At 35.5% G+C, this 12,696-nt stretch carries 14 protein-coding genes and 1 tRNA gene; 8 read left to right on the forward strand and 7 right to left on the reverse strand.

The genetic code is table 11. The features are described from left to right. Positions 1-4: 4 nt before the first annotated feature. Positions 5-772 (reverse strand): ParA family protein, encoded by a 768-nt coding sequence (locus tag ACNC7R_RS04240; RefSeq protein ID WP_025571958.1) that lies wholly within the window; start codon positions 770-772, stop codon positions 5-7. 298 nt (positions 773-1,070) lie between these two features. Between ACNC7R_RS04240 and ACNC7R_RS04245 the strand changes: the two genes are divergently transcribed. Beyond that, positions 1,071-1,145, forward strand: a tRNA-Pro gene (locus ACNC7R_RS04245). 127 nt (positions 1,146-1,272) lie between these two features. Here the strand turns inward: ACNC7R_RS04245 and ACNC7R_RS04250 are convergent. The 4 genes from ACNC7R_RS04250 to ACNC7R_RS04265 all read right to left on the reverse strand — a co-directional run bounded on the left by ACNC7R_RS04250 (position 1,273) and on the right by ACNC7R_RS04265 (position 4,040). Beyond that, positions 1,273-2,256, reverse strand: a complete 984-nt coding sequence (locus tag ACNC7R_RS04250) for an ISL3 family transposase (RefSeq protein ID WP_417943130.1) — start codon at positions 2,254-2,256, stop codon at positions 1,273-1,275. Further along, positions 2,237-2,602: a transposase gene (locus ACNC7R_RS04255; protein WP_417939511.1), complete on the reverse strand. Its 366-nt coding sequence runs from the start codon at positions 2,600-2,602 to the stop codon at positions 2,237-2,239. The genes ACNC7R_RS04250 and ACNC7R_RS04255 overlap by 20 nt, the downstream gene beginning before the upstream one ends. A 108-nt stretch (positions 2,603-2,710) precedes the next feature. Then, the gene (locus tag ACNC7R_RS04260) at positions 2,711-3,694 is read right to left on the reverse strand and encodes an ISL3 family transposase (protein ID WP_417943131.1); all 984 of its coding nucleotides are present in this window, start codon (positions 3,692-3,694) and stop codon (positions 2,711-2,713) included. After that, complete coding sequence (locus tag ACNC7R_RS04265; protein ID WP_417939511.1) at positions 3,675-4,040, reverse strand: transposase; 366 nt, start codon at positions 4,038-4,040, stop codon at positions 3,675-3,677. The genes ACNC7R_RS04260 and ACNC7R_RS04265 overlap by 20 nt, the downstream gene beginning before the upstream one ends. 340 nt (positions 4,041-4,380) lie before the next feature. On the opposite strand from ACNC7R_RS04265, the gene ACNC7R_RS04270 reads away from it, so the two are divergent. Next, a complete protein-coding gene (locus ACNC7R_RS04270) occupies positions 4,381-4,542 on the forward strand; it encodes an Arm DNA-binding domain-containing protein (RefSeq protein ID WP_417943132.1) in 162 nt (53 codons plus the stop codon). A gap of 33 nt (positions 4,543-4,575) precedes the next feature. Beyond that, positions 4,576-4,920 carry a phage integrase SAM-like domain-containing protein gene (locus ACNC7R_RS04275; protein WP_417939744.1) on the forward strand — a complete coding sequence of 115 codons (345 nt, stop codon included), beginning with the start codon at positions 4,576-4,578 and terminating at the stop codon, positions 4,918-4,920. 315 nt (positions 4,921-5,235) lie between these two features. Here ACNC7R_RS04275 and ACNC7R_RS04280 read toward each other — a convergent pair whose 3' ends face one another. Then, complete coding sequence (locus tag ACNC7R_RS04280) at positions 5,236-5,964, reverse strand: IS5 family transposase (RefSeq protein WP_417939745.1); 729 nt, start codon at positions 5,962-5,964, stop codon at positions 5,236-5,238. Between the two features lie 173 nt (positions 5,965-6,137). Then, positions 6,138-7,031, reverse strand: coding sequence for a helix-turn-helix domain-containing protein (locus tag ACNC7R_RS04285; RefSeq protein WP_417943133.1), 894 nt, complete (start codon positions 7,029-7,031; stop codon positions 6,138-6,140). A 295-nt stretch (positions 7,032-7,326) separates the two neighbouring features. On the opposite strand from ACNC7R_RS04285, the gene ACNC7R_RS04290 reads away from it, so the two are divergent. From ACNC7R_RS04290 to ACNC7R_RS04310, 5 genes are all read left to right on the forward strand, one after another. Continuing rightward, positions 7,327-8,310 (forward strand): aldo/keto reductase, encoded by a 984-nt coding sequence (locus ACNC7R_RS04290; RefSeq protein ID WP_417939746.1) that lies wholly within the window; start codon positions 7,327-7,329, stop codon positions 8,308-8,310. A 77-nt stretch (positions 8,311-8,387) separates the two neighbouring features. Next, entirely contained in the window at positions 8,388-8,762 is a 375-nt protein-coding gene (locus ACNC7R_RS04295; protein WP_417939747.1) for a nuclear transport factor 2 family protein, read from the forward strand. Positions 8,763-8,792: 30 nt separating this feature from the next. Next, positions 8,793-9,620 (forward strand): SDR family oxidoreductase, encoded by an 828-nt coding sequence (locus ACNC7R_RS04300; protein WP_417939748.1) that lies wholly within the window; start codon positions 8,793-8,795, stop codon positions 9,618-9,620. Positions 9,621-9,836: 216 nt separating this feature from the next. Beyond that, a complete protein-coding gene (locus tag ACNC7R_RS04305; protein ID WP_417943134.1) occupies positions 9,837-10,772 on the forward strand; it encodes an aldo/keto reductase in 936 nt (311 codons plus the stop codon). Positions 10,773-10,844: 72 nt separating this feature from the next. Next, entirely contained in the window at positions 10,845-12,665 is a 1,821-nt protein-coding gene (locus ACNC7R_RS04310; RefSeq protein ID WP_417939749.1) for a CocE/NonD family hydrolase, read from the forward strand. The last annotated feature ends 31 nt before the right edge of the window (positions 12,666-12,696 follow it).

The following is a 12,696-nucleotide window of genomic DNA, read 5'->3' on the forward strand; positions in this document are numbered from 1 at the left end:
AAAACTATTTGCTGTTTTTCTTTATAATTTCCTGAGCTAAATTAATGTAATTTACTGCTCCTTTGCTTGTTGCGTCATAATTGATGATGCTTTCTCCAAAGCTTGGCGCTTCACTTAGTTTTACATTTCGCTGAATAACGGTTTCAAAAACCATATCGTTAAAATGTTTTTGAACCTCTTCAACCACCTGATTTGATAAGCGTAATCTTGAATCATACATGGTTAGCAATAATCCTTCAATATCCAGATCAGGATTATGGATTTTCTGAATACTTTTAATAGTGTTCAGTAGTTTTCCTAATCCTTCAAGAGCAAAATATTCACACTGAATCGGAATAACTACAGAATCAGCAGCTGTTAAAGCATTTAAGGTTAATAATCCCAAAGAAGGCGCACAGTCGATAATGATAAAATCATACTCTTTCTTGGCTTCTTCTAATGCTTTTTTAAGCATGTACTCACGGTTTTCTTTGTCTACCAGCTCAATTTCGATCGCAACAAGATCAATGTGTGCAGGTATTACGTCAACATTTGGAGCTGTACATTTAAGAATGGCTTCTTTTGGTGTTACAGTGTGTTCAAGAATCTGGTAAGTTCCGGTTTCAACTGTTTCCACGTCAATTCCAAGACCAGATGTGGCATTAGCTTGAGGATCAGCATCGATCAATAAAACTTTTTTCTCTAAAACACCTAATGAGGCAGCAAGATTTACTGATGTAGTAGTCTTTCCAACGCCTCCTTTTTGATTAGCAATAGCAATGATTTTGCCCATTTATTTTCTGAATTTTGAACCGTAAAAATACAATTATTTATGGTTTTTGAAAATCTATTTTGTTAACATTTTTGAAACGTTGTTTAGCCTTGTATGGTGGGTGTTTTGAAAGAATTTGAGTTTAGTTGCCTAACGTGCTTTGCTTTATTATGATTGTTTGTTTGGTAAAAAATGTTCTGATTTCCGATTTAGCCTGTTAATATATTAATGTAGCTTTTGTGAATTTTAATTTTATTTTTTCTTATTTCTAAAATTGTTTGGGATAAGTAAAAAATAGTTATATATTTGCACCCGCTTACGGGGTGTAGCGTAGCCCGGTTATCGCGCCTGCTTTGGGAGCAGGAGGCCGCAGGTTCGAATCCTGCCACCCCGACTTTTAAGACTTTGAAAGTCAGTCAAAACTCCTTAAATCATTGGATTTGAGGGGTTTTTCTTTTTATTCAACTCCAAAATATTCAAGTTATATCGGATCAAAGCAAAAACCTGTGGGGATGCAAAAATTAAGCATAAATATTAGTTAGCCTAAAAAGGAAGTATTCTATATTTCTAACACCTCTAAATTTTGATCTAAATGCTTTTATTTTAGCATTGAATGATTCTGCAGAAGCATTAGTACTTCTGTTATCAAAATAATTTAAGATGGTTTGATAATGATTCATAATTGTACGAGAGATTGTACCGAAAGACTTAAATCCAGATTGATCTACTTTTTCATGCCATCTGGCTAATTTTGCAAAACCAATGATTTTATCGGTTGTATTCTCAAAGATGCCACGGAGCTCTTCAGTTAGATTGTATCCTTTTTGAATATCAGGATATAACTCAAATAGTAAGGTAGCACGTTCTATTTGATTTTGAGTCCATTTCGATTTGGATTTATACAAGAAATAGCGACTCCTCGCTAGTAATTGCTTAAGGGTATCCCCATTTGAAAGTGTTTTAGATTCGAAATTTACTTTTGACTTTTTGGCTTTTTCAATAGCATCATTTTCTTGATCAATGGCTTGCCAACGATATTTAATCCTGATTTCCTGCAGGGCTTCTGCAGCTAGCTTTTGAACATGGAATCGGTCTGTAACTCGAGTAGCATTAGCAAAACACTTTTTAGCTATCAATCCCATATTCCCGGCCATATCCAGAGTAATTTCCTTGACTAGATTCCGCTGTTTAAGAGGAATTTTTTCAATAACGCCAATAACTGTTTCTGCTTTAGTTCCTGCAATCATAGCTACTATAGTTCCTTTTCTACCTTTACCGGATTTGTTGGTTAAAATAGTATAGAGTTCGCCATTTGAAAGTGAGGTTTCGTCTATTGATAAACGCTTTCCAATATTTTGTGGAAAAAGAAGCCATTTTTTAGCATGTGATATTTGATCCCAAACTTTGAAATCACTTAGAAAATCTTTGTATTGACATTGCAGGTTTCTACCAGAAACTCCATAGAAAGAGGCAATGGTATTACAATCATTTGGACTGGAATCTATTGATCTCTTTTAAAAAAGACGCAAACTCCTGGGTTACACGAGTTCCGTCTGCTACTAAATTCCAATCTCTAAAAACGATCTTTCGAGTATCTTCATTAAGCCATCTTCTGCGAGTGATGTGAAGATATACTTGGTGTCCACGGATAGGAAAATCCTGAACCGTTATCTCTTCGAAGAATCCTTTTGAGCTTAATTTTGATTCTCTGTATTCTTTAGGTATCGAATTAATCTCTTTTAAATACAGATGGAGTGTTTCATCTTTCTTTTTATAAGAAGTAAGTTCGAAGTAGTCTACTATTATCTCAGGTAATAACAACTTAAGGATATCGATAAAAGAATCTTGCATTGGGGGATAGATTGAACATACAAATATCTAGATTTTAATATTTCCCCACAACAATATGTTATGATCCGTTATATCGGATCAAAGCAAAAACCTGTGGGGATGCAAAAATTAAGCATAAATATTAGTTAGCCTAAAAAGGAAGTATTCTATATTTCTAACACCTCTAAATTTTGATCTAAATGCTTTTATTTTAGCATTGAATGATTCTGAAGAAGCATTAGTACTTCTGTTATCAAAATAATTTAAGATGGTTTGATAATGATTCATAATTGTACGAGAGATTGTACCGAAAGACTTAAATCCAGATTGATCTACTTTTTCATGCCATCTGGCTAATTTTGCAAAACCAATGATTTTATCGGTTGTATTCTCAAAGATGCCACGGAGCTCTTCAGTTAGATTGTATCCTTTTTGAATATCAGGATATAACTCAAATAGTAAGGTAGCACGTTCTATTTGATTTTGAGTCCATTTCGATTTGGATTTATACAAGAAATAGCGACTCCTCGCTAGTAATTGCTTAAGGGTATCCCCATTTGAAAGTGTTTTAGATTCGAAATTTACTTTTGACTTTTTGGCTTTTTCAATAGCATCATTTTCTTGATCAATGGCTTGCCAACGATATTTAATCCTGATTTCCTGCAGGGCTTCTGCAGCTAGCTTTTGAACATGGAATCGGTCTGTAACTCGAGTAGCATTAGCAAAACACTTTTTAGCTATCAATCCCATATTCCCGGCCATATCCAGAGTAATTTCCTTGACTAGATTCCGCTGTTTAAGAGGAATTTTTTCAATAACGCCAATAACTGTTTCTGCTTTAGTTCCTGCAATCATAGCTACTATAGTTCCTTTTCTACCTTTACCGGATTTGTTGGTTAAAATAGTATAGAGTTCGCCATTTGAAAGTGAGGTTTCGTCTATTGATAAACGCTTTCCAATATTTTGTGGAAAAAGAAGCCATTTTTTAGCATGTGATATTTGATCCCAAACTTTGAAATCACTTAGAAAATCTTTGTATTGACATTGCAGGTTTCTACCAGAAACTCCATAGAAAGAGGCAATGGTATTACAATCATTTGGACTGGAATCTATTGATCTCTTTTAAAAAAGACGCAAACTCCTGGGTTACACGAGTTCCGTCTGCTACTAAATTCCAATCTCTAAAAACGATCTTTCGAGTATCTTCATTAAGCCATCTTCTGCGAGTGATGTGAAGATATACTTGGTGTCCACGGATAGGAAAATCCTGAACCGTTATCTCTTCGAAGAATCCTTTTGAGCTTAATTTTGATTCTCTGTATTCTTTAGGTATCGAATTAATCTCTTTTAAATACAGATGGAGTGTTTCATCTTTCTTTTTATAAGAAGTAAGTTCGAAGTAGTCTACTATTATCTCAGGTAATAACAACTTAAGGATATCGATAAAAGAATCTTGCATTGGGGGATAGATTGAACATACAAATATCTAGATTTTAATATTTCCCCACAACAATATGTTATGATCCGTTATATCAAAGAAAATGGGATCTATTCGGCTACCCCTTTTCTTTTTTTACCTTGCAGGTCCCAAAAATCATTTTAATACCATATTTTTCAGTTTGTTGTCTCAAATTTTAACATTTGATGCTTCTTCAATTATGCAGTTTTTCAAAAGAAAATCCAGCTTTCTTGGGACCCATTTAATGTGCAATTGATCTGAAACATTAAATTTTTGAGATATGAAAACAGCAGGAATTACATTCGGGATCCTCTTTTACCTAAAGACCTAAAAAACCACGATCCAAGGTTCGGCTCCTATCTGTGCCCGAGTAACTGTAAATGGAAAACGGACTGAGATTTCAGTCAAGCGTTCCGTTAAGGCAGCCGAATGGGATGAAAGAAAAGGCATGGCTAAGGGAAACCGCAAAGAAATTACTGAACTCAACATTTTTCTTAACTAGTTCAAGGCAAAAATCATAAATACCTATCAGCAGATGCTGCTGAATGATGCTGCTATAGACGGTCCTGCGATACGCGACCGGGTAATGGGCGCTGACCATACAACTCCAACATTAATGGCACTGATGGAATATCATAATGAACAGCAGCTGCATAAACTTGTTCCGGGAATCATGAAGAATTACCATACCACCCAGCGGTATGTAAAAACATTCCTGAGGGAGAAACTCTACAGGAATGATATTTTCCTTTCTCAGCTGAAGTACAAGTTTATTCTGGATTTTGAACGCTATGTTTTTAATCATGTTCCCAAGGATCATCAAAAGCCGCTTAACAACAACGGCATCATGAAGCATATTGAAAGGCAATGCAATGCATAAATGTCAATATCAGGAATTGATAGATAAAGGGTGTCGAGTAGCAGGAATTACAATTCGTGGTTTTGAAAAATCAGACAATCCTAAATGGAGACTTCAATTATAATGTATTCACAGAGTATATAAAAAGGAGTACTCGACAAACTGAATATTGGAAAATTTAATTTTGCAGAACCAATGCAAAAAGGAATTAAAAATTTATATATCGTTAAATTTGAAAATAGCTGTCACGGCTTATTTATCGAAGAATTTGCAGAATTCAATTCAGAGTTGATCAGATTTTTACAAAAAAATAATCAATAATCTTTAAGAGCCTGTTTAAATTTTATTCAATAAATGTTTAATAGCTGCTAATTTGACTACGTTTTCAGCAGAATCAATTAATAGTTCATAATTTCTGCATAATCTTCTATCGTTGTCAAACCATGCAAATGTTCTCTCTACCACCCATCTTTTGTGTATAGGCTTGAAGCCTGATTTTTTATCATCCGACCTCATAACTACTTGAATTATATAACCAAAATTGTTTTTAACTTGTTCTATAATTTCACCTCTATAGCCTCCATCGGCAAGGATAACTTTTACAGAACAAAGTAAATCCTTTAGGGTTCTGATCAATAAAAATACTGCTTTGCTATCATGAATACTCGCTACCGTTACCATAATGGCTAATAAAAAGCCATTTTTATCAACGACAACGTGTCGTTTTATACCTTTTATTTTTTTATTTCCATCAAAACTTTTTAAAGAACGATTATTTCCCCAACGAACGCTTTGGCTATCCATTATTCCTAAACTGGGTTCTGCATTTTGTCCTTTTTTACTACGGACTCCTTCTCTTAACTTAGAAAGTAATAAATCAAAATAATCTAAATCAGCCCATTTTGAATAGTAATAATAAACAAGCTGCCATTTTGGAAAATTACTAGGTAGCATTCGCCACTGACAACCACTCTTAATAAGGTAGTTGATCGCATTCCAGATGAAACGCAAGCTGTGTTTACGTTTTCTATCACCTAATTCTAATGTTTTTTTATAAATTGCCACTGAGTTTCTGTTAAATCGGTTGGATACATCTTATTTGTAGTTTGGTAGCACAAAAAGAATAATTCCAATCGGTTTCTTTAACTCATAAAGACTTTTTTTTACATTTTTAAACAGGCTCTTAAGGATTTAGTCGTAAAACAACAATTTTCCTAATTTGTAAACTTGTTGTTTTATTAATTCATTCTTTTAAACTCAATTGGAGTCATTCCTACTTTTTGCTTAAATAGTCTATTAAAATGCTGTGGATATTTAAACCCTAATTCATACGCTACTTGGCTTATTGATTTATCAAATTCAAATACTTTAGATTTTGCAACTTCAATCAATTTTGTTTGAATAAACTCTTGGGCAGATATACCCGTTTCCTTTTTTATCAAGTCTCCAAAGTAGTTTGCTGATAAATGAAGTTGTTCAGCACAATATGCTACTGTTGGAAATCCGATTTGCTGTGGCTTATCAGAATTGAAAAATCCATTTAATAAATATTCAAATTTTTCTAAAATTCCTTTATTACTATTTTCTCTAGTGATAAATTGTCGGTCATAAAAACGAGTACAGTAGTTTAAAAGCAACTCAATATTGGATGCAATTAACTTTCTACTGTGTTTATCAATTGCTTGATTTAATTCGTATTCCAATTTTGAAAAACAATCCAGAATTAATTTTCTTTCTTTTTCAGACATGTGTAGTGCCTCGCTCATACTATAGGAGAAAAAGCTGTACTCTTCCATATGTTTTCCCAGAGCGGTATTATGCAACAAATCAGGATGAAAAACTAAAGCTAATCCTGTTGGTTGATAATACTCTTGACTATTGACCTCGATAACTTGTCCCGGTGCAAAAAAAACTAAAGTTCCCTCTTGATAATCATAATGATTATTACCATATTTAATATCGCCACACTTGGTTTCTTTCAAAATAATACAATACAAATTAAAATGCATTTTGTAGCCTTTTCTAGGATTTGCTTTTGAAAGGTCAATAAGGCTGACAAGTGGGTGTAAGGTTTCTTGATTATTTAAATGATTGTAATCGCCTACATTATTGAAATGAATGATATCCATTATTTACTAATTTGATTTAACAAATTTAATTATTATCAAGTTACATTCTGCATTTAGTAAACACTATCAGTTATTTTGGTTATGAATTCAGTAATATGTATACAGTAACCCCTTTCATTCGAGAGTAATTTTGTATTTCAATTTTAAGTTGAACATCAATAGAATTAACTGATTTAGATACTAAGTATTCTCCAAAAAAAACATTCAGTAATAATGGTTAGAATATCAGTAATTGATATAATAATACACGCTTTGCTTACCAATAAATTTGCATTGATTCTTTTAAACAATTAAAAAAATGAAAACAAGAATATTAGGCAAACAAGGACTTGAAGTTTCAGAACTTGGATTCGGTTGTATGGGTTTAACCTTTGGTTATGGACAACCGCAAACCGAAAAGGATGCTATTGCATTAATCCAGAAAGCCTATGATTTGGGTATCACTTTTTTGGATACGGCTGAAGCATACAATCAAGGTGGTAATGAAAAAATTATAGGTAAAGCGGTGAAGCCCTTTAGAGGTGAAATTGTAATAGCTACAAAATTTGGTTTTAAAGATGGAGATAGCACTAAAGGGGTGGATAGCCATCCAAACCGCATAAGAACTGTAGTTGAAAACTCATTAAAATACTTGCAAACAGATGTAATTGATTTATTGTATCAGCATCGGGTTGACCCAGCTATTCCTATGGAAGATGTGGCAGGAACAGTGAAGGATTTGATTGCAGAAGGTAAAGTAAAGCATTTTGGTATGAGTGAGGCAGGCGTAGAAAGTATTAAAAAAGCAAATGCCGTATTGCCTGTAACAGCCTTACAAAGTGAGTATTCCATGTTTTGGCGTGAACCTGAAAACGAAATTTTACCATTATTAGAAGAATTGGGTATTGGTTTTGTACCTTTTAGTCCTTTAGGAAAAGGCTTTTTAACAGGTGCTATAAATGAACATACAAAATTCGACCCAACTGATTTTCGCAATATAGTACCAAGATTTACTGAAGAAAATCGAAAAACCAATCAGGTTTTGGTCAATTTAGTAAAAGTAATTGCAACAGAAAACAAAGCCACACCTGCTCAAATTGCATTAGCTTGGTTATTAGCACAGAAGCCTTTCATAGCTCCCATTCCAGGCACAACAAAAATCCACAGACTAGAAGAAAATGTAGGTGCAATTAATCTCACCCTTTCCTTAGATGAATTAAATAGAATAGACAAAGCCCTTAAGGAAATCGAAATTATCGGAGAACGTTATCCTACTGCTTTACAAGCAAGAGTTGGAAAATAAGTATGCATTACTTAATAATCATATTATTTTATTGGTTAGGATGTATCAATCCTTTACAACAAAAATCAACAATGCAGATGAATATCAACAGCGATGAAGCAGATGTAATTGCTACAGTAAGAGAGCTAGCAGAATTAATGATTGCAAGGGATACAGTTACTATGAACAATATTTTGGATGAACATTATACCCTCACCCATATCACGGGTTATGTACAGCCAAAAGTGGAATGGTTTAGAGAGGTATCAAGAGAAAGTATGAAATACTATTCAGCTAAAGAAATAAGTATCAATGTTAAACTAAATAGTAACAATGCAGATGTTGTTGTACGCAACTTAGTTGATGCAAGAATTTGGGGAAGCAGAAATACATGGCGGCTACAACAAAAAATGAAATTAGAAAAACGCAATGGGGCTTGGATTATTCTTAAATCTGTTGCTTCAACTTTTTAAAATAAACTTAAATTAAAACAAACAAAAATTATGAAATCAAACGTTTTAGTCGTTATCGGTGTAGGAGGAATAGGAATGGCGATAGCCAAACGAGAAGGAGCTGGTAAAATTGTATTATTGTCAGACATTAATGAGCACACCCTTACAAAGGCTGCACAAGAGTTGGTAGATACTGGTTATGTAGTAGAAACACAGTTAGTAGATGTTTCTTCGCTAGAGTCAGTAGAGGCATTAGTGTCAAAAGCAACCTCGTTGGGTAATGTGTTACAAGTTGTAAATACAGCAGGTCTATCACCCAACATGGCATCTACAGAAAAAATCTTGGAAGTAGATTTAGTAGGTACAGTATATATTTTAGAAGAATTTGGAAAAGTAATTGCTGAAGCTGGTGCTGGTATTCATATTTCTAGCATGGCAGGTTATATGATCCCTGCATTTGGTGCAGAGATAGATACTGCACTAGCTACTACTCCCGCTAGCGAATTAACTAAATTGTCAGTATTACAACCTGAAAATATCGCTAATACTACTTATGCTTATTGCATTTCTAAAAGAGCTAATCAACTTCGTGTACAGGCTGAAAGCTTAAAATGGGGAGAAAGAGGTGCAAGGGTAAACTCCATCAGTCCAGGTATTATCTTGACAGCATTAGCAAAACACGAGCTAGAATCTCCAATTGGCGACGGTTACCGTGCGATGATTAGTGCTTCAGCTGCAAAACGAGTAGGAACGGTTGATGAAGTTGCAACATTGGCTCATTATCTTTTAGGAACAGATTCTGGGTTTACAACAGGAAGCGACTTCCTAATGGATGGTGGCGTAATCGCAGCTATGAAAATGGGAAAGATCGCATTGTAGTCAATAATAAACTAAAATAGCTTTACTATGCAAAATCGAAGAAATTTTTTAAAATCAGGTACTGTGCTTAGCGCCTCACTGTTGACTTCCTCTATGATGGGCATAACACCTGCTATCGCAACCTCTCTTTCATCGAAAGATGATGAACAAAAAAAACCTGAAAGAAATGAACGAACCCTAGGCAAAGGACAACAAAGCTTAAAAATCAATCACGGTATAGGGCTTGGTTGTATGGGGATGAGCTTTAATCGTAGTTTTATTCCAGACAGAAGAAATTCCATTGCAGTGATAAGGAAAGCCTATGATATGGGTGTAAACTTTTTTGACACAGCAGAAGCTTATGGGCCTTATACAAACGAACCATTAGTTGGTGAAGCTGTAGCGTCTTTTAGAAAAAAAATTACATTATGTACTAAATTCGGATTTGACATACAAAATGGCAAAATGACTGGCGGATTGAACAGTCACCCCACTCACATTAGAGCTGTAGTAGAACAATCATTAAAACGCTTGAAAACCGACGTGATAGATTTGCTTTACCAACACCGTGTTGACCCCAAAATTCCTATAGAAGATGTTGCTGGTACTGTAAAAGACTTAATCAAAGAAGGTAAAGTAAAACATTTTGGACTGAGTGAAGCTGGTGTAAACAACATCCGAAAGGCACATGCTATTCAACCGCTAACGGCTATACAAAGTGAGTTTTCACTAATGACCCGAGAACCATTAGAGGATGTGATTCCGCTTTGTGAAGAATTGGGTATTGGATTTGTTCCATACAGTCCGTTAAGTAGAGCCTATCTTGCCGGAACAATTAACGAGCGTACTACATATAATGCAAGTAATGACAATCGTCCTACCCTACCCCGATACCAACCCGAAGCTATTGTGGCCAATTGGGGCATAATTAGCATGCTCACTGATTTTGGAAACCAAAGAGGCTACACTGCTGCACAAGTGGCGTTGTCTTGGTTGTTGGCCCAAAAGCCCTGGATTGTACCGATACCAGGCACTACAAAACAAGCCCATTTACAGGAAAACTTATGGAGTTCAAGTATTGAATTATCTGCTGATGAACTGAAACAAATCAATGACTTCTTCGACAATTTTAAAATAACAGGCGACAGATATGCTACCCCTCAAACAAAGTAAACTTCTGTACTCAATACATGTCAATACGCTCAAGAAAAATACAATAAGATAAAAGCACAAACAGAAAAAGTTATGTCTAAAATATTCATTGCATCAATTATTTTCTTTTTACTGAGCACTGTCATCAACGAAAGCACAGCTCAAACAGGTGCTGATGACCGAACTGGTTTTTATGCTCCAACAGACTGCAGTTTTGGTTCTTCAAAGCCAGTAGATATTGTAATAAAAATGGACGATGCTGTGGAGCTAAAAGGAATGGTTTATTACCCGACCATGGACAATGGGGAGATTTCTGATCAAAAATTTCCGGTTATCATTGAGATGACTCCTTATCCTGAGAGAAACGGTCCTGCCCCACACATTGCTTATTTCAATAAGCATGGTTACATTTTTATGATAATACGACCGAGAGGCACCGGAGGTAGTGAAGGTGAGGTACAACAGTTTAACTCAAGGGATGGATTGGATGGTAAGACTGTGGCATATTGGGCAGGAAAACAATTAAAAGGATCAAACGGGAGTGTGGGGCTATTTGGTTGTTCCTATCCGGGGGCCACTGCACTGGTAACAGCTGCTGTAACAGACAAAAGTTCACCAATAAAAGCGGTAATCTCTGCCTGTATAGGATTAGATATGCAGTTTCGCCAGGTCTGGTCAACGAACGGATTGCCCAATGGAGCATTGGCCGCTTATGCGCCCAACGCAAATTTCATTATGGGTAATTACCCATCTATCAATTCGTACTGGTCAGGCTTTTATGATAGTCTACTGGCAGGTGGTAAAGAAGCGTATGACGGATACTGGCAGGACAGGTTACCGCTTCGCTGGGCAAAAAACATTGTTGAAAATAATATTCCTGTATTACTCTGGGGAGGATGGAAAGATATTAATGAAACAGGCGCTGTTCAAGCCTATGCTGCTTTTCAAAATGCAGTGAACAATATACCTGTATATAAACCTATGCCAAAGAACATTCCCGTTTCTGCGAAATACCAATTAATAATGGGTGATTGGGGCCACGGCCAGGGTTTGGAACCATTGATATTTGTTCAATGGTATGACACCTGGATCAAAGGATTAAAAACAGGAATGGAAACAACAAAAAATCCATTACATATTTATGAGATAGGCTCAGAGCGATGGATCAATACCGACAGATACCCCTTAGTAAGTGAGTACAGCGTTTATTATCTCAACCCAAATCAAAATCTGTCGACAGCAAAATCTTCCATAGCCGGCACAGAAACAATTAACTGGACGAGACCCTCACAAAAAAACGGTAAAGTAACATTCAGTACATCATATTTTAAAGATGGTATAACACTGGCAGGTCCCATGAGTGTTACGTTATATGCCAGTTCTTCCAATACTAATCTTGAATTAATAGCAAGTCTGTATGATGTTTCTCAAACTGGTGATTCAATAAGGATAAATTTTGGTGCGATTTTGGGTAGCCAAAGTGAATTAGACATGTCAAGAACGTGGAAAGATAAAAAGGGTAATTATATCTGGCCTTGGCCAAAACTGGACAAAGACATTTATTTAATACCCAACCAGGTAAATCGTTTTGATATTTCACTGGCTACCCGTCAGTATGCTGTGAAGCCGGGACATAAACTTGTGCTTCAGATTACTACACAAAGTCCAGAAACAGTATGTCCGGATAACGGACCTGTATCGTTTACTGCCGAACCTTGCGGACTTACTAAGCCACAGAGCGAAACACTACCAGGCGGGGTTTACACAATCTATTTTAGTCGTAAGTATCCATCTGCTTTGAATTTGCCTCTATTACCCTATACTCATTTCAAATCAGTGGACAAGAGCTTACCGTCTCCGCAGCAATCAGTTACTGACCAGAGGACTTACACTTTGCCAGTGAGTTGGAAATAAATAACTGTGAAGAAAACATGCACCATAAATA

Origin of the sequence: Flavobacterium adiutor (assembly GCF_048282555.1) — a bacterium.
Taxonomy (GTDB): domain Bacteria; phylum Bacteroidota; class Bacteroidia; order Flavobacteriales; family Flavobacteriaceae; genus Flavobacterium.

Coding starts and splice junctions, on each gene's coding strand:
- ACNC7R_RS04275 (WP_417939744.1), top strand. CDS start 4,576: ATGCTGCTGAATGATGCTGCTATAGACGGTCCTGCGATACGCGACCGG.
- ACNC7R_RS04265 (WP_417939511.1), bottom strand. CDS start 4,040: ATGCAAGATTCTTTTATCGATATCCTTAAGTTGTTATTACCTGAGATA.
- ACNC7R_RS04310 (WP_417939749.1), top strand. CDS start 10,845: ATGTCTAAAATATTCATTGCATCAATTATTTTCTTTTTACTGAGCACT.
- ACNC7R_RS04300 (WP_417939748.1), top strand. CDS start 8,793: ATGAAATCAAACGTTTTAGTCGTTATCGGTGTAGGAGGAATAGGAATG.
- ACNC7R_RS04295 (WP_417939747.1), top strand. CDS start 8,388: ATGAATATCAACAGCGATGAAGCAGATGTAATTGCTACAGTAAGAGAG.
- ACNC7R_RS04255 (WP_417939511.1), bottom strand. CDS start 2,602: ATGCAAGATTCTTTTATCGATATCCTTAAGTTGTTATTACCTGAGATA.
- ACNC7R_RS04290 (WP_417939746.1), top strand. CDS start 7,327: ATGAAAACAAGAATATTAGGCAAACAAGGACTTGAAGTTTCAGAACTT.
- ACNC7R_RS04240 (WP_025571958.1), bottom strand. CDS start 772: ATGGGCAAAATCATTGCTATTGCTAATCAAAAAGGAGGCGTTGGAAAG.